General features: G+C 46.4%; 21 protein-coding genes. 3 read left to right on the top strand and 18 right to left on the bottom strand.

Translation table 11 applies throughout. The features are described 5' to 3' along the window. Window positions 1-63: 63 nt before the first annotated feature. The 4 genes from ACTCCX_RS01125 to ACTCCX_RS01110 form a co-directional block, all read right to left on the bottom strand. Window positions 64-1,572, bottom strand: a complete 1,509-nt coding sequence (locus tag ACTCCX_RS01125) for a helicase HerA-like domain-containing protein (protein WP_463274321.1) — start codon at window positions 1,570-1,572, stop codon at window positions 64-66. Window positions 1,573-1,728: 156 nt separating this feature from the next. Then, window positions 1,729-2,421, bottom strand: a complete 693-nt coding sequence (locus ACTCCX_RS01120) for a 5'-methylthioadenosine/adenosylhomocysteine nucleosidase (RefSeq protein ID WP_463274320.1) — start codon at window positions 2,419-2,421, stop codon at window positions 1,729-1,731. A 32-nt stretch (window positions 2,422-2,453) separates the two neighbouring features. Beyond that, complete coding sequence (locus ACTCCX_RS01115; protein ID WP_463274319.1) at window positions 2,454-2,861, bottom strand: hypothetical protein; 408 nt, start codon at window positions 2,859-2,861, stop codon at window positions 2,454-2,456. Between the two features lies 1 nt (window position 2,862). After that, entirely contained in the window at window positions 2,863-3,423 is a 561-nt protein-coding gene (locus ACTCCX_RS01110; protein ID WP_463274318.1) for an NUDIX domain-containing protein, read from the bottom strand. Between the two features lie 211 nt (window positions 3,424-3,634). On the opposite strand from ACTCCX_RS01110, the gene ACTCCX_RS01105 reads away from it, so the two are divergent. The 3 genes from ACTCCX_RS01105 to ACTCCX_RS01095 all read left to right on the top strand — a co-directional run bounded on the left by ACTCCX_RS01105 (window position 3,635) and on the right by ACTCCX_RS01095 (window position 6,003). Continuing rightward, window positions 3,635-4,354, top strand: a complete 720-nt coding sequence (locus tag ACTCCX_RS01105) for a 5-bromo-4-chloroindolyl phosphate hydrolysis family protein (protein WP_463274317.1) — start codon at window positions 3,635-3,637, stop codon at window positions 4,352-4,354. Window positions 4,355-4,365: 11 nt separating this feature from the next. Continuing rightward, complete coding sequence (locus tag ACTCCX_RS01100; protein ID WP_463274316.1) at window positions 4,366-5,589, top strand: toxic anion resistance protein; 1,224 nt, start codon at window positions 4,366-4,368, stop codon at window positions 5,587-5,589. Window positions 5,590-5,754: 165 nt separating this feature from the next. Further along, window positions 5,755-6,003, top strand: coding sequence for a GlsB/YeaQ/YmgE family stress response membrane protein (locus tag ACTCCX_RS01095; protein ID WP_463274315.1), 249 nt, complete (start codon window positions 5,755-5,757; stop codon window positions 6,001-6,003). Window positions 6,004-6,519: 516 nt separating this feature from the next. Here the strand turns inward: ACTCCX_RS01095 and ACTCCX_RS01090 are convergent. The 14 genes from ACTCCX_RS01090 to ACTCCX_RS01025 form a co-directional block, all read right to left on the bottom strand. Next, complete coding sequence (locus tag ACTCCX_RS01090) at window positions 6,520-6,720, bottom strand: cold-shock protein (RefSeq protein WP_068560061.1); 201 nt, start codon at window positions 6,718-6,720, stop codon at window positions 6,520-6,522. 278 nt (window positions 6,721-6,998) lie between these two features. Beyond that, window positions 6,999-9,779, bottom strand: coding sequence for an isoleucine--tRNA ligase (gene ileS / locus ACTCCX_RS01085; protein ID WP_463274314.1), 2,781 nt, complete (start codon window positions 9,777-9,779; stop codon window positions 6,999-7,001). Window positions 9,780-10,069: 290 nt separating this feature from the next. After that, the gene (locus ACTCCX_RS01080; protein WP_463274313.1) at window positions 10,070-10,732 is read right to left on the bottom strand and encodes a DivIVA domain-containing protein; all 663 of its coding nucleotides are present in this window, start codon (window positions 10,730-10,732) and stop codon (window positions 10,070-10,072) included. A gap of 29 nt (window positions 10,733-10,761) precedes the next feature. Then, window positions 10,762-11,541, bottom strand: coding sequence for a YlmH family RNA-binding protein (locus ACTCCX_RS01075; protein ID WP_463274312.1), 780 nt, complete (start codon window positions 11,539-11,541; stop codon window positions 10,762-10,764). Window positions 11,542-11,580: 39 nt separating this feature from the next. Continuing rightward, window positions 11,581-11,868 carry a YggT family protein gene (locus ACTCCX_RS01070; protein WP_463274311.1) on the bottom strand — a complete coding sequence of 96 codons (288 nt, stop codon included), beginning with the start codon at window positions 11,866-11,868 and terminating at the stop codon, window positions 11,581-11,583. A 12-nt stretch (window positions 11,869-11,880) separates the two neighbouring features. Further along, window positions 11,881-12,354 (bottom strand): cell division protein SepF, encoded by a 474-nt coding sequence (locus ACTCCX_RS01065; protein ID WP_463274310.1) that lies wholly within the window; start codon window positions 12,352-12,354, stop codon window positions 11,881-11,883. A gap of 20 nt (window positions 12,355-12,374) precedes the next feature. Next, complete coding sequence (locus ACTCCX_RS01060; RefSeq protein ID WP_463274309.1) at window positions 12,375-13,058, bottom strand: YggS family pyridoxal phosphate-dependent enzyme; 684 nt, start codon at window positions 13,056-13,058, stop codon at window positions 12,375-12,377. 2 nt (window positions 13,059-13,060) lie between these two features. After that, the gene (ftsZ, locus tag ACTCCX_RS01055) at window positions 13,061-14,350 is read right to left on the bottom strand and encodes a cell division protein FtsZ (RefSeq protein WP_463274308.1); all 1,290 of its coding nucleotides are present in this window, start codon (window positions 14,348-14,350) and stop codon (window positions 13,061-13,063) included. A gap of 45 nt (window positions 14,351-14,395) precedes the next feature. Beyond that, on the bottom strand, window positions 14,396-15,712 hold the full coding sequence (ftsA, locus tag ACTCCX_RS01050; protein WP_463274307.1) for a cell division protein FtsA: 1,317 nt from the start codon (window positions 15,710-15,712) through the stop codon (window positions 14,396-14,398). Window positions 15,713-15,966: 254 nt separating this feature from the next. After that, window positions 15,967-16,911, bottom strand: coding sequence for a cell division protein FtsQ/DivIB (locus ACTCCX_RS01045; protein ID WP_463274306.1), 945 nt, complete (start codon window positions 16,909-16,911; stop codon window positions 15,967-15,969). Between the two features lie 18 nt (window positions 16,912-16,929). Further along, window positions 16,930-18,030, bottom strand: a complete 1,101-nt coding sequence (murG, locus tag ACTCCX_RS01040; RefSeq protein WP_463274305.1) for an undecaprenyldiphospho-muramoylpentapeptide beta-N-acetylglucosaminyltransferase — start codon at window positions 18,028-18,030, stop codon at window positions 16,930-16,932. A gap of 15 nt (window positions 18,031-18,045) precedes the next feature. Further along, complete coding sequence (murD, locus tag ACTCCX_RS01035) at window positions 18,046-19,434, bottom strand: UDP-N-acetylmuramoyl-L-alanine--D-glutamate ligase (protein ID WP_463274304.1); 1,389 nt, start codon at window positions 19,432-19,434, stop codon at window positions 18,046-18,048. 18 nt (window positions 19,435-19,452) lie between these two features. Next, entirely contained in the window at window positions 19,453-20,418 is a 966-nt protein-coding gene (gene mraY / locus ACTCCX_RS01030) for a phospho-N-acetylmuramoyl-pentapeptide-transferase (RefSeq protein ID WP_463274303.1), read from the bottom strand. 66 nt (window positions 20,419-20,484) lie between these two features. Continuing rightward, window positions 20,485-22,593, bottom strand: coding sequence for a penicillin-binding protein (locus ACTCCX_RS01025; RefSeq protein ID WP_463274337.1), 2,109 nt, complete (start codon window positions 22,591-22,593; stop codon window positions 20,485-20,487). Between the last annotated feature and the right edge of the window lie 27 nt (window positions 22,594-22,620).

The following is a 22,620-nucleotide window of genomic DNA, read 5'->3' as shown; positions in this document are numbered from 1 at the left end:
ACAGTTATTAAATTGCTGAAGTTAATGATATTACCTTTGATGACTGGTTTTTTAGGTCTGGCTTCATTTTTTCAGGATGCCCAAAATGCCACGCGAGATGACGCGCCCGACTTCCCTGCCTACTTGGGACATCAAATTTTTTGTGAATCTGTCCATTGTGGAATCGCGGGAACTGCTCGTTCGTTTCCGTTGCACTTGTTCATTTTGACGCTCTTTTTCAAGCTGTTTCAACCGCTCAAATTTTTCCTTGTCTCTTGCGGCAAGTTCTTCATTTTCCTCCAACTCAATCGCTTTGATTTCCGATAATCGTTGCAATTGTTCGTAGGAGGATTCCCTGTCGATCGCCTCACTGTATTTGTAATACAGCAAAGAACGGTTGATTTTTTCTTCCTTGACGAGCGGATCCAGGATGCCCATTTTGCTCTCCGGAGGATAAATCATGACCTGCTGAACATAGCCAGGAATCCCTTCCGGATCGAGAAAAGACACCAACGCTTCACCGACCTTCAGTTCCGTCAATTTTTTTTCCAATCCCTCTCCTTCATGCTGGCGGAAAGTTTCGGCTACCGATTTGACGGTCTTTTGCTCCCTCGGCGTAAAGGCCCGCAAGGCATGCTGGATTTTGTTGCCCAATTGGCTCAAAATGTCGTTCGGCAAGTCGGTTGGATTTTGCGTCACAAAATAGACCCCGACTCCTTTCGAACGGATCATCCGGACAATGAGTTCGATTTTTTCCTCGAGCACATCCGGAATGTCCTGGAAAAGCACATGGGCCTCATCAAAAAAGAAAACAATCTTTGGTTTCTCAAGATCCCCGACTTCAGGCAATTGCTCATACAACTCTGAAAGGAACCACAACAGGAAGGTCGAATATAGTTTTGGCGACATGAACAGGCGATTCGCCATCAGAATGTTCACATAACCGCGGCCTGCTGCATCTATCTTCAATAAATCCTGGATATCGAACATCGGCTCCCCAAAGAAAAGATCGCCACCCTGTTCCTCGATCACCAGTAAGCCCCTTAAGATTGCACCGATTGATTGTTTGGAAATGTTGCCGTATTCTCGGCGCAGCTCTGTTGCGTTGTCTCCGACGAAATTCAGGATCGCCCGCAAATCTTTGATATCAATGAGCAAGAGTTGCTTTTCATCCGCCACTTTGAATGCGATGTTCATGATCCCTTCCTGCGTTTCATTGAGTCCCAATAGACGGGACAACAGAATCGGCCCCATATCGGAAATGGTTGTCCGCACCGGTACACCGTTCGTTCCGAAGATATCCAAAAGTTCAACCGGATACGCCCGCGGCTCAAAATCCTCCGGCTGCAACTTTGTCACCCGCTCCATTATTTTTTCATTCAACTCACCCGGTTCCGCAATGCTTGCCAAATCACCTTTGACGTCCGCGAGAAATACCGGAATACCGGCTTTGCTCAATTGTTCCGCTATCACCTTCAAAGTCACCGTTTTCCCCGTACCGGTCGCCCCGGCGATCAATCCATGCCGATTCAGCTTATCCAGATGAATGATTGCCGGTCTGTCCCCTTGTCCGATCACCAGTTCTTGGCGCATTCAAGACCCCTCCTTAGCTTGACATTTCATCCTTATTGTACAATATTTTAAAAACAGCATACAACCTTTAACCCTTCCTTCAGGAAAGCACCATCAAAAGTACAACAGATGATAAAAACCACTCCCCCATTATCAGGTGAGTGGTTCAATTACGGTCTACTCTGCGCTGTTTTTCAGCAATTCGATGACCATTTCTGCGGATTTTTTCCCGGCTTCGACGATGAATTCATCGAACGTCAGCGCCGCGCCATCACTTGCTCCATCGGAAATGGCACGGATGATTGCGAAAGGTGTTCCCAATACGTAACAAGCCTGGGCAATTGATGCGCCCTCCATTTCGGTTGCATAGGCATCCGGAAAATGTTCCTTGATGCGGTTTGTGCCGCTTTTGGATGCGATGAAGGAATCGCTTGATACAATCGTCCCTTTTACAGCGTGCAAGCCGACTTTCCCCGCTGCGCGCGTAATCTTTTCAACGATTTTTTCATCAGCAATATAATAATGCGGCATCTGAGGCACTTGTCCTACGGAATAGCCGAATGCGGTAGCGTCAACATCATGATAAGCAACTTTATCCGCTACAACAACGTCCCCAACATGCAAGGATTCCTTTAATCCCCCGGCCGAACCGGTATTGATGACGAATTCGGGACGATAACGATCGATGATGAAGGCGGTGGCTATGGCCGAGTTGACTTTACCGATGCCGGACTGCACCAATACCACCTCTTGATTCTCGATTTTTCCTCTTGTAAAAGCGAGGTGGAAATGTATTTCCTCAATTTTTTCTGTCATATTCTCCAACAAAATACGATTCTCTTCTTCCATTGCTCCAATAATTCCGATCATAAATGTTCCTTCCTTGTAGCTGCATTGTCAGGTCATAGGACGAAGGCTATCACAAAGACCAAAATGATCAATAAGATAACGATCAGGATGGCTTTGTTCAGATAGTTGTCCAGTTTTCTTCCTCTTTCCTTGTCCGTCAAACGTTGCACTTTTGTGGTGGCTGACGTTTTGTCGTCCTTTCGGAACAACTTTATTTTTGGCTTGGCGGACTTGGTTTGCTTACCGTTCTCCGACCTTTTCTTTTCGGTTGGAATTCCGCTTTTCTCCCTTGCAGAAACCTTAGGCTGCTTGTTGTTTTTTTCGGTTGCCGGCACGGAACGCTCTGCATCCTTCGATCGCGGAACGGTTTTATTTGCGTCGGTCACCGGCGCTGTCGTTTGCTCCCTTTTGTATTGACGATAACGTTCTCGGGTGATCAGCGGTTTCTTTGGTTCTGGCATACTATCCCTCTATTCTTTCCCGCAAAAGACGCATCTCCCAGTACAGCATGGCATAGATTGTTTTCGAATCGCAGATTTCTCCGGATTCCTGCAAAGCTTTCGCTTCGTCGTAGGTCAATTCCAATATTTCGATGAATTCATCTTCGTCCATAGGCAAAGAATTTTCGACTTTCGTCAAGCCTTCCGCCAAATAGATTGTGATTTTTTCATCTAAATAAGCCGGTGTCGGATAAAAAACCGTCAATTCAGACCATTTTTCTGCGCGATAATCGGTCTCTTCCTCCAGCTCACGGATCGCTGCCAGCAAAGGTTCCGCATCGGAAGTCTCCAATTTGCCAGCCGGTATTTCGACAACGGTCCGATCCAATGGTTTCCGGAACTGTCTGACCATGACCATTTTCCCGTCGGAAGTAAATGGTATCATCGCTACCGCACCTGGATGCCTGATCATCTCTCTGACTGAAGTTTTTCCGTTAGGAAGCAGCACTTCTTCCCTAACTAAATGCAACAAGACACCGTCGAATATTTTTTCGCTTTTCAATGTTTTTTCTTCAAATTCCATTTTATGTTCCTCCCAATCTACTGTCCTGATCATGTATTATCATAACCTATCTTTTCCACTATTTACAATAGCCGCAAAAGATTCAGCCAGAACGGCTATCGGCAGTGAAAATCATCCTTTCGGCCGATAGGTGCTCAATATGCTTTTATGCTAGAATAATAGCATAAGCGCAGACAAAGTGAACAGCACGTTATCAGAGGAGGAAAAATTTATGTGGAGCAACATCAAGGATATTTTGAAATATACGTTTTCCAGCGTAGTTTGCCTGATTGCATTGGTGGTATTCTTTTTCATATTCGGATTCGATTTCTGGACTTCGATCGGGATGACCATCGGCTTGGGCATCTTTTTGTACTACGTCCAAAGCGGTGGATGGATGCAGTGGACGAACAAGCCTAAGAATCAAAGGGGCACATTCGGAAAAGTCAGCGCCGACAAAGAAGCTTTCTACCAGTCCAAAGGGATGACCAAGGAACAGATCGCCTATTTCCGCAGCACGATGAATCAAGCCAAAACGACAATCCAGGACGTCGAAACCAACCTGCAGCAACGCTCAAAACTGAAGGCTATTGCGGCACGGAACGATACGGTGGATATCCTGAAGGACTTCTTCAAAAATATCGTCAATCAGCCCAACCGTCTGCACGAAGTTGATAAGTTTCTGTACACGAATCTGCCCACCCTCAAAGAGCTGACGGAAAAATACATCGCCATCGATGGCCACGTTTCCAAAACGAAAGAAACATACGCAGCCCTGGAAAACTGTGCCAAAACGATTGATGACATGAGCCGCCTTATCGGCGAAGATTACGTCCGCTTCATGTCCAATGATATCGAGGATATGGATATCGAGTTGGAGCTTGCAAAGCAAGTTTTGAAAAGGGATAATGAAGGAAAGAACAAAGAAAATGCTTTGGACGAAGAGATATAGGGGGAATACTGATGGACGAATTTGATGCTACCGGACAAAACAAACAAACTGTCAGCAAGGATGTCAATCAAGAATTGGACGATTTGCTGGCCAATCCTTTTTCGGATCCATTTGCGCAACCAGCAGTGGTCGTTGAAACTGCCAACACTGCGCCCGAGGTGATCAATCCGGATCGGCTGATCGACCGTTTACCGGAAGAAAGGCAAAAACAAGCTTTGGCATTAGCCAATCAAATCGATGAAACCAACATGCAGGCAATCATCAGCTACGGTGCTGCCGCTCAAAAACAACTGGGAGAATTTTCCCATTCGATGTTGGATCATGTTCAGAATCAGGACACTGGCGAAATCGGCGATTCCTTGAACGATCTGATGTATCGCCTCAATGAGGCCAAACCGGAAGACCTCCGTGCGGAAGACAACAACGTCTTCCGCAAAATCTTCGGAAAGGTAAAACAATCCGCTTACGAAATGACGGCAAAGTACCAGAAGATCGGCGCCCAAATCGATAAAATCGCGATAAAACTGGATAAGGAAAAGAATGGCCTGCTCAATGACAATGTCACACTGGAACAGCTTTACCAAAAAAACAAGGATTATTTTGAGGCGCTGAACATCTACATCGCTGCCGGTGAAGTGAAAATGGAGGACCTCCAGAAAAACGCGATCCCGAAAGCGATTCAGGCTGCTGAGGTTTCCCAAAGTCAAATGGATGTGCAGATCGTCAACGATCTGAAACAGTTCCTTGACCGTCTCGAAAAACGCACCCACGATCTGCGCTTGACCAGACAGATGACGATCCAACAAGCGCCGCAGATCCGTTTGATCCAAAATACGAACCAGGCGTTGGCCGAAAAAATCCAGTCCTCGATTCACACTGCCATCCCGTTATGGAAAAATCAAGTGGCCATCGCCCTTACGCTTCTCCGCCAAAAAGATGCAGTAACTGCACAAAGGCAAGTATCCCAGACCACGAATGATCTGATGCGCAAAAATTCCGAAATGCTGAAAATATCAGCCATCGAAACCGCTAAAGAAAATGAACGGGGTGTGATCGATATCGAAACACTCAAACAGACGCAACAGGATCTGATCGAAACATTGGAAGAAACGCTTAAAATCCAACAGGAAGGCCGAATCAAACGAAAAGAGGCCGAAAAAGAACTGTCTCTTATGGAAAACGATCTGAAAGTCAAATTGCTGAATATCCATCAACAAGAACAACAACTCGATTAAATTCTCAATGCTGCCCCGCCTTTGGGGCAGCTTTTTTTCGGATAATCTCTCATCGCGAGGGCATATTATTTGTAATGTGGCTCATTTTTTATATAATAGTAGTATAGTTAATTGGAAATAACTATATTGTTACTGCATTTTTATTCGAAAAAAGGAGGAAAAGAAATGGACTTTATTTGGTCTTTAATTGTCGGTGGTATCTTAGGCGCATTAGCAGGATCGTTCTTGGGTAAAGATGTTCCCGGAGGCATCATCGGAAATATCATTGCTGGTTTCATCGGTTCATGGCTAGGAACAATGTTATTTGGAGCATGGGGTCCTGAAATCGGAGGGTTCTTCATCGTTCCGGCACTAGTCGGGGCAGTCATCCTGATTTTCATCGTTTCCCTTGTCATGAAAAACATGAAAAAATAACTTCTCTACCAAACATAAACAGACAACAGTCTGATTTTGATAAAATCGTTGTTTCGCGGTCCAGCAAAGGACTGTCGAAGCAACGATTTTTTTTGCATAGTAGGAAAGTATAAAATTTTTCGAATTGAAAAGTGCTTCACCATAGGTGTTTAACAGATTCGCAACATGTTTCATGCAATCAAATTTGATAGCCAGCCTCACGGTTAAGCCCTTCGGAAATTAGATAAATCTGACCAATCGCGCTCTTCGATGCTCAGTTGCATGGGACTCCTTGGGATTCATCCCTTTGAGCCCCAGTACAAGGTGACCGCAGGGAACGTTGCGTGGCACGATTTCCTGAATTGTCATGACTCTTGCGATTTCAATCGCTTAGTCCTGTCATGAGGCCATCCAACCGGTCTCGCAGTGTTTCCTCAATCAGGGCTGAACGAACCCGTTCAGCTTTTCTCGCATGTAAAAAGCGCACCCGGAGAAACTCCCGATGCGCTTTGAATTCGCTAATGTTAAAAAATAGGATTATAATTTTACTACGTTAGCTGCTTGAGGACCACGGTTGCCGTCTACGATTTCGAATTCAACATCTTGGCCTTCTTCTAATGTTTTGAAACCTTCGCCTTGGATAGCTGAGAAATGTACGAATACATCGTCTTTTCCATCAACTTCGATAAATCCAAAACCTTTTTCGCCGTTAAACCATTTTACTTTGCCTTGTTCCATAATTGTGTAATACCTCCAAAATTTTCATTGGTAAAATGCTAATACAAATAAATACTATCATATTAGTACAAGTTACTAATATAATTATAACGAATCTCTCTTCCAATTTCAAGAAGAAGTTATGCGCTTTCTTTAAAAAAATGATCAAACAATGGAAAATCTCTGCACTTTCGGTCCAAAATCAAAACAAGCACGCAAGAATGGCGTCAGAAGACGTCCTCTTGCGTGCTCTTTACTTGTTTTTTACATTTCCAACTATTTTTTTCCGGGTTGAAAGATCAGGCTTCTTCCTGCACGAGCGCTTCCGGATATTCGGATCTGACGATATCTGCACAACGTCCGCAAAGGGTCGTAGCATCCTTTATGGTTCCGACCTCTTCCTTGATGGCACGGCATCTTTCACAGGTTTCCCCATGTGCGTGTTCCACCAGAATGGCAAGATTGTCGAATCTCATCGCTTCAGCTGGAGCAGCAGATAATTCATGGATGTCAAGCTGCGAAACGATGAATAATTGTTCCAGATTCGCATCAAGCGACGCGAATAATGCTTTTGTTTCTTCATCAACGAACAAGGACAGATGTGCTTCAAACGATTTTCCGATCGTCTTTTCATTACGCGCAACTTCCAATGCTTTCAATGCCGCGTCGCGGATGTCCATGAATTTTTCCCATTGGCCTAAAACCTCTGCTTGGCCTTGACGCACGCTGATTTCCGGCAATTCAGCCAGTTGTGCGTATTGTTCCTCTTCTTTCAGGAAACTCCAGATTTCTTCTGTTGTGTGTGGGATGATCGGCGTCAAGAGTTTAGCCAACTTAACCAATACTTCATAGAATACGGTCTGCATGGCGCGTCTTTCTAGATTATCCTCTTTTTCGATATATACGACATCTTTCGCAAAGTCAAGATAGAACGCCGATAAATCAACTGTACAGAAGTTCATGATTGTTTGGTAGATGGTCGAGAACTCGTACTCTTTATAAGCGGTCACACAGGTTTCAACTACTTGATCCAAGCGCGCCATCATGTACTGATCGACACTGCGCAGCTCCTCGTAAGCTACTGCATGTTCTTTCGGTTGGAAATCTTCCGTGTTGCCGATCAGGAAGCGCATGGTATTGCGGATCTTGCGGTACGTTTCGGAAACCTGCTTCAGGATGTCGTCACTGATTCTGACATCGGATTCGTAGTCGACACTGGACACCCATAAACGGATGATGTCAGCACCCATATTCTTGACGACTTTTTCCGGCAGAACTGTATTGCCCAGTGATTTGCTCATCTTGCGGCCTTCCCCATCCAAAACAAATCCTTGGGAAAGAACTGTTTTGTATGGTGCAACACCGTTGATCGCAACGCTAGTCGTAATGCTGGAGTTGAACCAACCGCGGTATTGATCTGAGCCTTCCAAGTACATGTCAGCAGGAAATGCCAAATCTTCTCTTGCGCGCAGCACAGCCTCATGAGAGGATCCGGAATCGAACCAAACATCCATGATGTCCATTTCCTTGGTAAATTCCCCGTTCGGGCTGCCTGGGTGTGTGAACCCTTCAGGAAGCAGGTCCTTCGCTTCCCTTTCGAACCAAACGTTTGAACCGAATTCACCGATCAATTTCGCAACATGGTCGATCGTTTTCGGCGTGATGACCGGTTCTCCGTTTTCCGCATAGAAAATCGGCAACGGAACACCCCAAACACGTTGACGGGAAATGACCCAATCGCCGCGGTCACGGATCATGTTGAACAAGCGTACTTTTCCGGATGGATGCAGCCACTCTACATTTTCGATTTCGTCCAGAATGTCTTGACGGAATTTATCGATGGATGCAAACCATTGCGGCGTTGCGCGATAGATGACAGGTTTCTTTGTGCGCCAGTCATGCGGGTAGCTGTGGACGAAGAAGTCCAGTTTCAGCAAAGCGCCTTTTTCAGCCAACAAATCGGTGATCGGTTTATTGGCTTTATCGTAGAATACACCCTCGAAACCTGGCGCTTCAGTCGTGTAGCAACCTTTGTTGTCGATCGGCGATAATACTTCAAGACCATATTTTTTGCTGACAATGTAGTCGTCCTCACCATGTCCGGGAGCAGTATGGACCAAACCGGTACCTGCTTCAAGCGTGACATGATCGCCCACCATGACCAAAGACTCACGATCATAGAAAGGATGCTGAACGGTCATATACTCCATATCTGAGCCCTTCAGTTCTTGCAGAATTTCCACAGTTTCCCATCCGATGGCTTCCTTGACTGTTCCCAGCAATTCCTTAGCGACGACAAATTTCCTGCCGTCAGCGGAAACAACCACATATTCAAAAGCAGCATTTACGGAAATGCCTAAGTTAGCAGGCAAAGTCCACGGTGTAGTCGTCCAGATGATAAAGGCAGTATCGTTGTCCAATAGGCCTTTGCCATCTTTGACCTGAAAAGCCACATAGATTGAAGGAGACTTCACATCTTTATATTCGATTTCAGCTTCCGCAAGGGAAGATTCACTTGAAGGCGACCAATAGATCGGTTTCAGGCCTTTGTAGATGTAACCTTTTTCCGCCATTTTTCCGAACACGCGGATTTCAGCCTCTTCATATTTCGGCAAAAGGGTCACGTAAGGATTTTCCCAATCGCCTGCGATACCCAATCGTTTGAAGACGGTTCTCTGTCCGTCAATCTGTTTCCATGCGTAATCTTCGCACAATTTACGGAAATCGGCCAAACTCATTGCTTTGCGGTTCACGCCTGTATTCGTTAAGGCTTGTTCAATCGGCAGACCATGCGTATCCCAACCCGGGACAAAAGGAGCTCGGAAGCCTGACATGGATTTTGAACGGACGATGATGTCCTTGCTGATTTTGTTCAAGGCATGTCCCATGTGGACCGCACCATTGGCATATGGAGGGCCATCATGAAGGACAAAAGTCGGTTTATCCTCATTTTTTTCTTGTCGTTTTGCATAAATATCTTTTTCTTCCCAATCCTTTTGCCATTCCAATTCCCGGACAGGCAAGTTGGCCTTCATAGGAAAAGCCGTTTTCCCTAAGTGTAGCGTGTCTTTCATTTTCATTATCGAAAGCTCCCTTTTATTTAATTTTTTCTACAAAAAAAGACCCGTCTCCAAAAGGGACGAAGTCTTCGTGGTACCACCCAAATTCAAAGCGAAAACGGCCGGAAAAGGCTGTTTTGCTTCCTCATTCAAACCGTTAACGCTGTTCAGGCGACCTTTTCTACTTATGTTTGTTCAAAAAGATTCTCATGGAGGATCCTTAAAAAAGAGGGACTTATTGGCCTTTCACCATTCGCCAATTCGCTGGAAGTTTCTTGATTGCGGGTGTTCCATTCTTCAATACATAGATTTTACTTGTTTTCTTCCGGAATTTCAATAGCCTCCACAGCAGCTTCAGCAAGTTTCTCTTCAGCCCTGGCTTCTTCGGCCAATCTTCCGCCGACTTCGAATTCAGCTGCATCGTCAGAATTTGCGACCAGTTCATCGATGATACGTGTGCGGTTGGATAAAACTTCATTCAAGGTAGGCGTCGAAACCTGGCCTTCCGGTGAAGCGTTCAATAAATTGTTCCATTCATCATTCATGATGAGGTTCAATTGAGACTCGACCAAAAGTTGCAGTTTCTGTTTGAAGTTGCGGCTTTCCTTGCGGACGCCGTCAGTCTCTTCATTGATTTTCGTAGCTTTCCCGGCAGCTTCATGCAACAAGCGGTCCGCACTTTTTTCGGCTTCGAACAGAATGATTTCAGCTTCTTTACGTGCATTCTCTTTCAGTCTGTCGGCAGCGTCCTGCGCCACTACGATCGACTTGTTCAAAGCATCCTGCAGGTTGCTGAAATACTGGAGTTTTTCTTCGGCAAATTTCAGTTGCTTTTGCAGGTCTTTATTTTGTTTGATGACTTCTTCAAATTCCTTCGTGACATTATCCAAAAAGTCATTGACTTGTTCTTTATCGTACCCTTTTATTTTGACAGGGAATTCCTTGTGCTGAATATCTAATGGAGTCAAACTCATTTTATACACACCTTTCGTTCTTGTCATTCTTATTTGTACAATACGCCGAATTCGACGCGCCATTTGTCTTTCTTGGATTTTCCTTCAATGGCCTTTATCTGGATCCGGCCGTAACCGCGGATAGATACGATATCCAACAGACCCAATTCGAAATCGGGACGTTCAAATACGGCCCAGTTCAATTTCACTTTTCCGCCGGTCACCAATTCTTTAGCCCGTTGTCTCGATATGTTGTAGATGGCGGCAATCACTGTATCCAATCGCAGGGAACTGACAGTGTCATGCACAATCGTCCAATCATCGATAGGTGTGAGCAGATCAGTATAGGTCCGGCTCTCCAAGCGGACACTGACCTTGCCTATCTTGGTGACCTGCGAATGCACATAGCTAGCTATATTCGATGCCAACAAAAACTGCCAGCGTGTGCCGTCAGACAGGATATCCCCGAACAGTTCCCTTTTCATGCCGGTACCGATCAGCGTTCCCAGTATTTTCCCATGGGTCAGACTGGCGAATTTTGAAGGGTACACAACTTCAGTAAGCTCCATTTCAAAGTCGCTTTGGGTCGGACTGAAATACTCGGGGCAAATGATTGCCCGCTTGCGTTCCGCCGCTTCATATCCACCGTAAAATTGGACATGGATTTCACCTTTTTTACCGACCAGCATCTCAAGAATGTACTGCTGTCTCGGATCCAAGAAATCCGTCAAATACGGTGTATAGGTTTCCTCCGCTTGCGTAATCCAGGATTGGGCACTGTCGATGAACGGCTGCTCTTCCTTACGGAAATGTTGATAAACTTCTTGCATACAAATCCCTCACTTTTTCGTTTGATGAAAAAATGTCCGTCAATTCAGCATTCTGATCAGGAACAGGATAACAACCTGCGCTCCATACTCCACCAAATTCAGGAATAGGATGCCTGCCACTACACTGAAGCTCACCATGCCTACAGATGGGATCAATCTTCTGAATATATCCAGGTAAGGCTCCACAATGCTGGAGATGAAGTAACCGAATCTGGAACTTCTGGCTCCCGGCAACCAACTCATCAATGCGTATACCAGCAAGACAGTCGAATATGCGGATATACCCCAACGGATAATCTGTAAAAGCCAAATCAATATTTGTGTCATTTTGCTTCCTTTCTAGAAGAACGAACGCTCTTCCTCAAGTGTTTCGGCCAGTGCGCCTTCGACTCCGACTGAAGCAGGAGTGCATAAAAAGATTTCATCGCCCACGCGTTGGATTTCTCCACCGATTGCATACACCGTACCTGTCAGAAAATCCACGATGCGTTTTGCCTGTTCCGCGTCTATCCTTTTAAAATTAAGGAGCACTGCCTGATTCTTCAGCAAATTATCGGCAATCTTCTCCACCTCGGAATAGACTCTGGGCTCCACGACATGTATGCTGGCTTTTTCGGTCATTGCTTGTTGATTCATAGGAATTACCTTTGCTTTCGTCGATCTTTTTTGGGTGCTCCGTAAAGACGGGGCCCCTTCTTCATTGCTCTCGGACCTGCGGACTGGAACGACAGACGATGGTTCATCGACTTCCTCATATCCGTCATCGTCATCTTCAATGACAAAGTACTTTCGGAATAAATCTTTCAGACCCATAAGACCCCTCACTTCTTTGTCTAAGCTTCTGTTTCAGCAAAGAATGCCGATCCGACGCGTACAAAAGTTGCACCTTCGGCAATCGCTGTCGGAAAATCTTGACTCATGCCCATGCTCGTCTCCGTGCAGGGGGCGTGAGCTAAGTTCAACGCCGCTACTTGCTCTTGCATTATTTTCAGATCTTTAAAGCATTGATGCAACTCCACGTCTGTTGCATCAATGGGTGCCATCGTCATTAAGCCGACAACGAGGATATTCGGAAACTCTTTCAGACTCTTGATGAAAGGCACTGCCTCGGATGCGGAAAGCCCATGTTTTGAACTCTCCCCTGTCACATTGACCTGAACGAAGCAAGAAACAGGCTGTTTCGCCCGCTCGTTGATTTCCTTTGCCAATGATGGTCGATCCAACGCGTGGAAGTAGGCGATGTGATTGATCACCTGCTTCACTTTCCTTGTCTGTAAGGTCCCGATGTAATGCCAAATGATGTCTTCTTGTGGAAGCGCTGCTTGCTTTTCAAGCAGACCCTCGAGGCGATTTTCTGCAAAGTGGCGGTAACCTAAGCGGTACAATTCCTCCACCTGCTCTACAGGTTTTGTCTTCGTGACGGCGACAACCGTCACCTCTTCCCGTTTGCGACCGGCTGCCAAGCAGGCCGCTTCCACAGTTGACTCCACTTTCCGGCAATTTCGCTCAATATTCATTCTTATCTGCGTCTCTTGCGGAAGAAAGGTGGCGTATCCAATGAATCCTCTCCACCGTTTTTATCTTCTCTATTTTCATGATAACGTGGATAATTGTCTTCTGTTGGTTTGACAGAGTATTCTTCTGGCTCAGGTTGGATTTGTTGAGGTGCCTGTTCCCTCACGCTTGTGTCTCTGCGGATATCCCAGTCGCCGAAAAGATCTTTGGCTGGTTTTTCCTCCGCTCTCTCAGTCGGATGTTGCTTTTCTGGGTATGAAACAGGTGCGGTTCCTACTTCTTTGCGGCCTTTGAAAGCACTGCCTCCGCGATTAGCGGTTTTTTTTTCATCTTTTTTTTTGTCGTCGATACCTGTAGCGATTACTGTAACGATAACTTCGTCACCCAAGTTTTCATTGATGGAAGTACCGAAGATGATGTTCACTTCGGATGTTGAAGCTTGTGCTACGATATCACTCGCGTCTTGGGCTTCAAACAACGTCAAGTCCGATCCTCCCGTGATGTTCAACAAAATCTGCTCAGCGCCATCGATGGAAACTTCCAACAATGGTGAAGAAATAGCTTTTTTGGTTGCTTCAGCCGTGCGGTTTTCACCTGAAGCGATACCGATACCCATCAGTGCAGAACCTTGGTCTTTCATGACTGTTTTCACATCGGCAAAGTCCAAGTTGACGTATCCTGGAGCTGTGATCAGATCAGAGATCCCTTGAACCCCTTGACGCAATACATTATCCGCTTCACGGAAAGCTTCCAGCATAGGCGTCTTTTTGTCCACGATCTCCAAGAGGCGATTGTTGGAAATGATGACCAATGTATCCACGTTTGCTTTTAATTCAGCGATACCTTCTGCAGCATAGCGGCCTCTTTTTGGTCCTTCAAAAGTGAACGGACGCGTCACAACGCCGACAGTCAAAGCGCCTAAGTCTTTGGCGATTCTGGCTACGATAGGGGCCGCACCAGTACCGGTACCGCCGCCCATTCCGCATGTTACAAAGATCATATCTGCTCCAGCCAAGGCTTCAGAGATTTGTTGTTCACTCTCTTCTGCAGCTTTGCGGCCTACTTCAGGAATCGAGCCTGCGCCCAATCCTTTTGTCAATTTAGGTCCGAGTTGGATTCTTGTTTCTGCTCTTGATGCATTCAAGGCTTGCGTATCCGTGTTGGCAACGATGAATTCCACACCTTGCACGCCCTCTTCGATCATACGGTTCACGGCATTGCTTCCCGCTCCACCGACACCGATAACTTTAATTTTTGCTCCATCATTCATGCTTGAATCGAATTCCAATTCCATTTCATTTCCTCCTATTTCATACCATTCTTTTTATGTTCAGCGTTATTATTCAAACAGGTTATTGAACCAACGTTTTAATTTACCGACTAAGCTTTCTTCGTAATGATCTTCATCGGCATAAGTCTCTATTTCATAGGCCGCTTCCTCAACGACTGGCGGTTGTTTCACAGTTTTCGATTGCAAAGGGATCACTTTGCCTGTTGCTTGTATTTTCCCCTTAGCGACACGGTAAATGTCATCCAATCCTGCTGCATACTTGATCAGGCCTATGCTTGTTGCATAGATAGGATTGCGCATCCCCATCTGTTCTGGAATGTACAGTTTTACGTTGATTTCGAAGATTTCTTTCGCCAAATCGACAACTCCCGGCAATGCCGCTGCGCCTCCGGTCAAAATGATGCCACCGGGAAGGTCGCGTGCTTCAACTTTGTCCAAGGCACGTTTGATGTTTTCGAAGATTTGCACCATGCGCGCTTCGATGATTTCAGCCAGATATTTCTCATCGACTTTCACTGGTTCTTCTTTCCCGATCGTTTCGACAGGGAAAAATTCCTCATCGGACGTATCCTCGGAAATGGCGTAGCCATATTCGCGTTTTACGCGCTCTGCGTTCTCCAACGTCGTATTCAAAATGATGGAAATGTCTTTGGTCACGAGATCTCCACCCTCGGGATCAACGAATGAAAATTTCAATTGATCATCGTGCATGACAGAGGCGCTTGTTTGACCACCACCCATATCGATAAGGATGGTTCCGAAATCGCGCTCACCTTTATTCATGGCTACGCTTGAAATGGCCAATGGCTGTACGACCATATCTTCAATCTGAAGCCCTGCTTTTTCGACGCAACGTTTGATGTTATGGATGATTGTTTTTGGACCAGTGATCATGCTTGCGTACAATTCAAGCCGAACACCGATCATGCCTCTCGGGTCTCTGATGCCGTCGAACCCGTCTACGATGAACTCTTCAGGGATGACGGAAATGATTTCTCTTTCTGGCGGAACGGAACGGACTTTTGCGGCAGCAAAGACGTTTTGGACATCCTTGTCTGTGATTTCCTTATTTTCGCTTGAGACTGCATACATCCCGTGGCAAGGTTCAATGCTGATTTGGTTGCTTGGTATGCCTACGATGACGTTTGATATCTGAATATTCGCTTTTCTTTCAGCTTGACTGACTGCACTGCGGATTGATTCGACCGTTTCATCGATATCAACGATGACGCCACGGCTAAGACCTTTGGAAATTTCATTCCCGACTCCAATAATGTTCATTTGATCTTTCACATATTCTGCGACGACAACTTTTATTGAAGTGGTTCCAATATCTAGACTGACGTATATTCCTGAATTCTTCATGGTTTTATTGAAACCTCCGTTTGACATAATGGCTTGTGTAAACATCCGCATTGTTCCGAAAAAAACTGTCGGTTACTGATACGTGATGCCAGAAAGCTATACCTTATCATTTTATCATAATAATTCTTCATTTACGAAGATTTTTACAAATAATTCTATCAGATGGAAGTCTGACAAAAGTTATTCAATCCCTCAACAATGACTGGAATCATTGTTCAAGGATTGACTGCAAGTCAATCCTAATCTCTTTCAAGTCATTCGGTTGGAGTAGCAGAATCTGCCGAAGCGGACACTCCCTCTTCCACCGATTGCGCAAAAGGGGTAAAGTAGACACCCACTTCCAGGTCGATGGTCCCTTTCGTCTCGCCCAATTGGCTCACGATGTCGGGGTAGTATAAGATTTTTTCGGCAAATGACGGTAAAATCGCCTTCACTTCATTCCCATCGTTCATGTATACAGTGATTGCGTACGGATTTTCTTCCGTCCCGGTATATTTGATTTCAGAGATGCTGTTCTGGACACTGACAGTCAATTGCAAGTATTGTTCGAGCAAATCATCGAGATTCTGGTTCATTTCAAAACTCGTGATGATCGGATTATTCCCGATCGGCACCTTCAGTTTCGTGTCTGCCACTGTCCCATTCTCCAGGACATTATAGTAGCTGCCGTCTGAATAAACATAGGCTATGGTTTCGTGTTCCGTCACATGGATCGTGACATCATTCAGCCCGCGCAGCGTCACTTCCGCTGTTTTGACTTGGGGTAACGCATTCGTGATGTATGCATTGATTTTTTCGTCATTCCAGACGGCACCCAATGTTGTCAGCTTTCCGGTAAGCCGGCTGGCATCGATAATACTTTGCTCCGGAACAGCCTCGGCCCCTTCCACATAGATATCCTTGACTTTTCCGTACGGAGAGATCAGAAAACCACTGCCGATCGCCCCGATCAGGAAAATGCCGTACCAGACAAAATATCCTTGCCGGTTGCCGGTTTTTGCGGATTCGGAAAGGTGTTTGCTTGTCTTCTTCTTCGCTTTTTTCCCTTCCAAAAAAAACTGCATGCCGGATTTTTTTGTGGTATGCAGCTTTTCCTGCTCCTTGCGTTGCCTTTCCAATTCAGCAGTCGCCCGCTGCCAGGGAGTCCCTTCCGACGAACTCTTATTCTTCAGCTTCTGCCGGATTCTTCCGAAAACCATCTGGCCTCCCTCCCTTTCTCATTTCTTCAAAGTCAAGATGACATCGATGATCCGGTCTGATGCATCCGTTATGCCCATCTGTTTGGCTTGGATAGCCATTGTTTTTCGTGCCGTTTCATTGATCATCAGTTTATCGATGGCTTCAAACAATGACTGTGCCTTCAGGTCCTTCTCGAGGATCATTTCAGCAGCACCATTTTTCACTAAGCTTTCGGCATTTTTTTGTTGATGGTTGTTTGTGACATAAGGGCTCGGGATCAGGATACTCGGCAAACCCAAGGCCATCACTTCCGTCAAAGTGGTTGCGCCGCTGCGCGACACAATCAAGTCGGTGCGCTTGAACAATTTCGGCATATCATGGATGTATGGCACAATGCGGACATTATCCAAACGGTCGGTCAGCGCGCTGATTTCTTGCTCCACCGCCTTGTAGTGGACTTCACCGGTAGCCAGCAGCACTTGATAGGGCTTGTTCTTGAAAAGCGGGTAGGCGGCTGTGAAAGATTCATTCAGTTTTTTTGCTCCCCGGCTACCTCCAAAAATCAAAACGGTCGGCAGTTCTTCCCCCAATCCGTATTCCTTCAGGTCGGCGCTTTCCTTCAAGGAAGCTACTTCCTGCGCCCTGGGATTCCCCGTGAAGACTATTTTTTCCGGATAGGAGGAGAAGTCACTGCGTGCATCCTCAAAACAAATGCAGATGCGGTCCACGACTCTGCTCAAAAATTTATTGGTGACGCCTGCCACTGAATTTTGCTCGTGGATTATGGAAGGCACACCCAGTTTGGACGCGGCATACAGAACGGGTGCGCAAACATAGCCACCGGTCCCGATCACGACATCCGGCCGGAATTCCTTGATGATTTTCTTCGAGTCCGAAATGCTCTTGATCATCAAATAGATCGTCTTCAGGTTCTGAAGCGATAAACTCCGGCGCAGACCTTGGATCTTGATGGATTTGAAGGCAACACCGGCCTTTGGTACGATTGTGCTTTCCAAACCGCGGTCCGTTCCCACATAAAGGAATTCGCTGTCGGGATATTTTTCTTTGATTCGGTTCATCAGGGCCAACGCCGGGTAGATGTGCCCGCCTGTTCCCCCACCGGATAATACTATTTTCATACGCGTATAGGTTCTCTAGAAAGAACCCTCCTCCTCACTCGTGGCTTTGACCAAGGAATGGACAGCATCCGTGAACGTTTTGCCGCGCACTTCAAAATTTTTGTACTGATCCCAACTCGCGCAGGCGGGGGACAACAGGATTGTGTCTCCTTCTTCGCTGTACTGGTAACTGATCGGTACCGCACTGGCGACATTGTCGGTCAGCACGATTTCTTCGATGCCGGCTTTCTCGCCTGCATCCTTCAATTTTTCAGCTGTTTCTCCGAAGACGATCAACGTCTTCACGTTTTCAAGGAAGGGGACAAGCTCATCGAAACTATTCCCACGGTCCAGGCCTCCCGCCAAAAGGATGATTGGCGTCTTGAAACTTGCCAAAGCTGTTTTGGTTGCAAGAATGTTCGTCGCTTTCGAATCATTATAGAATTTCCTTCCGTTCAGTTCGGCCACGAATTGGATCCTGTGCTCGACGCCGTAAAAGAGATGAAAAGCTGATACGATAGCCTCATTGGCTATACCGGACAGTTTCGCTACAGCGATCGCGGCCAATGCATTTTCGATATTGTGTTCACCAGGAACCCTCAAATCGGAAATAGCCATCACTTTCTCGCCTTTGAAATACAGCGAACCCTCCGATGCATAGGCTCCATCCTTCAGGATCTGCGTGCGGGAAAAAGGAACGATATGGGCTTTTGAAAACTGCGACATTTCACGCAGTTCTGCCTGGTCCCAATTCAAAACGAGGTGATCGGCCTCTGTTTGGTTCTCGGTTATGCGCCACTTCGCTTTGACATATTCGTTGCGGTCGCCGTGATAATCCAGATGCGCTTCCGTGATGTTCGTGATGACCGCAATGGCAGGCCGCATCGCCTCGATGCCCATCAACTGGAAACTTGACAACTCCATCACGACATCGTCGTCGACAGTCGCCACACGCGCCACTGCCGATGCAGGCACACCGATATTGCCGGCTTTATAGGCTTTGCCTATTTTTCTGCCCGCATTCAACAGTTCCGTGATCATTGTCGTGGTCGTAGTCTTTCCGTTCGTGCCTGTCACACCGATCAGTCGGCCTTCCAGAATCTCCGCCGCCAATTCGACTTCTGTCAACACGGGAATGCCTAATTCAAGCGCCCGTTTGACCATCGGATTGTTGTATGGGATACCCGGATTCTTGACCATGAAGGAGAAAGATTCATCCAAGAGCTCAATTGGATGGAATCCGGCGATCACTTTGATGCCGGATGAAATCAACTCTTTTGCATCCGGATTGTCGTTCAATTCCTTTGCGTCATTGACCGTTACCATTGCGCCGAGTTCCAGGAGCAGTTTTGCCGCATTCATTCCGCTGAGCGCCAAGCCCAGCACCAATACTTTTTTATTTTCGAATCGATTATTTGTTTTCATGTATTTCTCTCCCTTCGCTTAAACGAGCAGCCACAAGGCTAAGATTGCAGAAATCAAACCGACCGCCCAAAAAGTAAGGACGACGCGCCATTCGCTCCACCCGCTCATTTCGAAATGGTGGTGGATTGGTGACATCTTGAAGATGCGTTTGCCGCGCAATTTGAAGGAGCCGACCTGCAACATGACACTGGCCGTTTCGATGACGAAAACAAGACCGATCAGCAACAAGGACCACTCCAGATGCAACGCCAACGACACAACTGCGAGCCCTGCACCCAATGCCAACGAACCGACGTCTCCCATAAATATTTTAGCCGGTTTTTTGTTGAAAAAGAAGAATCCGATCAGACCACCGACAATCGCGATACAAAACAACAATACTTCCAGTTGTCCCTGACGGTAAGCCAATATGCCGTATGCCGTATAGGCGATGCCAGCTGTTCCGGCTACCAATCCGTCCAAACCATCGGTCAAGTTGACTGCGTTCGAAAAGCCGGTGATCCAGATGATTGTGAATACAGCAAATACCAACCAGTTGTGGATTTGTCCAAAGAAAGGGATTGTGATCAACGGGTCTGAACCCGACAAAAAGAACAGTGCCACAAAGACAAAGGACCCAACCAATTGCGAAAGGAACTTTTGCTTGGAAGTCAGCCCTTCATTTTGTTTTTTGAATATTTTCAGGAAATCATCCAAAAAGCCGATAGCGGCAAAAAACAACAGCACGAACAGCAACATCGCCAGTTTTACGGTAAGAACTTCCTTCCAGATGGCTGTCCCGATCACTGTAAGGATCGCAGCGATGATGAACACGACACCCCCCATCGTCGGCGTGCCGCTTTTGACTTGATGCCATTTCGGTCCTTCTTCCCTTGTGACCTGTCCGAACTGTTTCACTTTAAAATAGCCGATGAAGATTGGCATCATGCTGATTGTGATGGCGAAGCTGATCGATAAAGGCAACAGCATTTCTGTCCAATGCATATGATTTCCTCCTAATAGGTGTTTTACATTTTTGATTGATTGATTGTGAGTGTTGCTTCTGAAGGTTTATTCCAGGATTACCTGAACTTCCTTGGCAGCATTCAGGATGGATCCCGTTTCCAGACTCTGGAAAACGACATATCCTTCGCCTTCAAAAGTAAAGTTTATACCTGCGATTTCTGCTACTTTCAGGACATCATCTTTTGACCAGCCGTAGACATCAGGCATTGTCATCGCGCCCTCCGTCATGAGAATCGTTTTTTGGTTCGTGATCGTCTGCGTCCCAGCGTACGGGTATTGTTGGACGATCCGGCTGCCGCTGCCGATTACCGCTGTATCATTATAGCCTACTGCGGTCAGGGCTGCTAAAGCCTCATCTTTCGACATATTGGCCACTTCCGGCATCAAGGCTTGATTAACGTCCCCGGTAACTTCCGTATTCAGGTTGTCATATTCGATTGCCCTTGTCATGAATGGGTTGAATATTTCCGCCAGATACTTCGAACCGTTCAGACTGTCCAAGTTTGCAGGCCGTTTCATTGTTAAATACAAGATGTAGCTGGGATCATCCGCCGGCGCGAATCCGACTACTGAGTAAAGGTAGTTGGAATAGCCGGTGTAATATTCACCTGTCGTGGAATTAACCACTTCTGCCGTACCCGTTTTGGCGGCGATTTCTGTTCCTTCGACTTGGTAAGCTTGACCGGATCCATTCTCGTTGTAGACGACTTCTTTCAGATAGGTCAGCACCGTTTGGGCGGTTTCCGCCGTGATCGGGGATCCTAATTCTTCAGGTTCGGAAACAGTGACTTCACCTGTGTTTGAATCTTCTGTTCGATCCAGATAGTTCAGTTTCATCATGGTGCCATCGTTTGCGATTGCCGTGAAAGCTTGCATCAATTGGAAAGGCGTAACCGTTACCCCTTGTCCGAATGCCGTATTCGCCTTTTCCAGCGGATATGTATAGCTGTAATTCCCTGTTGCTTCATTTTCAAGTCCTGAATCGGTTGATTGGCCGATGCCGAAAGCCTTTATGTAGGATTCCCAAACATCGTACCCCATCGCTTGCACCAACTTCACGAAAGCCACGTTACTTGAGCGGGCCAACCCTTCAAGATAGGTGATATTGCCCCAACCATCCTTATTGTAGTCACGGATGGTTCCGCCCTCTACCTCCACACTTCCGGAAGTGTATGTCGCAAACGGACTGAATACGCCCTCGTTCACGGCCGCGGCCAAAGTCAGAATTTTGAATGTGGAACCCGGTTCATAGGTATCCTCCACCAACAGATTTTGCCATTGGGCATCGATGCCTTCCTTGGTCGTAGCGTTGAAAGTGGGCCGCTGGGAAGCAGCAAGGATTGCGCCGGTTTCGGGATCGACCAACATAGCTGTCATCGATTCCGGTTCAGCCTCCGCATACACTTGCGACATCAGACTTTCCAGATAAATCTGCAGGCGGCTGTCGAGCGTCAGGTAAAGATTATCGCCTTCGATAGGTTCCTCTTCCTGAATTTGCGTGCCCGGAATCAGGTAGCCGTTGGAATCCTCTTGATAGGTGACTTTACCATCACTGCCGTCCAAATCATCATCATACAGAGACTCTATGCCCATCATGCCGACCAGCTTCTTTTCTTCATTCGTGTCAGCTTCCTCTTCGCTGACTGAACTTTGCGCAAAGCCGACAAGATGGGAAGCAAAAATCCCATTTGGATAAAGCCTGGAGGGTGTCTCTTCGAACGTGATCCCCGGAAGCTCTTCCGCTTCAATACTGGATTTTGTAGCATAGTTCAGGTTAGTCCCTGCGCTTCCGAATTCGACCTGCTTCAGATCGGCTTGGTTCAGGATAGTCAGAATCTCGCTTTCGCTCATGCTGATGTATTGTGCCAGAACTTCAGCTGTTTTTTCCTTGTCGACGATATGGTTCGGATTTTCCGTATCCTCACTCCATTCATCGGTCAAAACCGCCACCAACGAATAAGAAGTAGCATCCAAGGCAATAGGATTACCACCTATGTCATAGATGGTACCTCTTTTTGCGGCAAGGATACTACTTCTGGTATATAAGTTATTAACATGCTCGCTTAGATTCTCGCCATTTACCTTCTTGGTGATCATGATCATAGAAAAACGAAAAATAAATACAAGAAATAGTAAACCTGTCAACCCAACCATGATACGAGTCATTTTTTTTCGGTTTTT

The sequence above is a fragment of the Trichococcus sp. genome (genome assembly GCF_055118575.1).
This window is presented reverse-complemented; position numbering and strand designations above follow the sequence as displayed.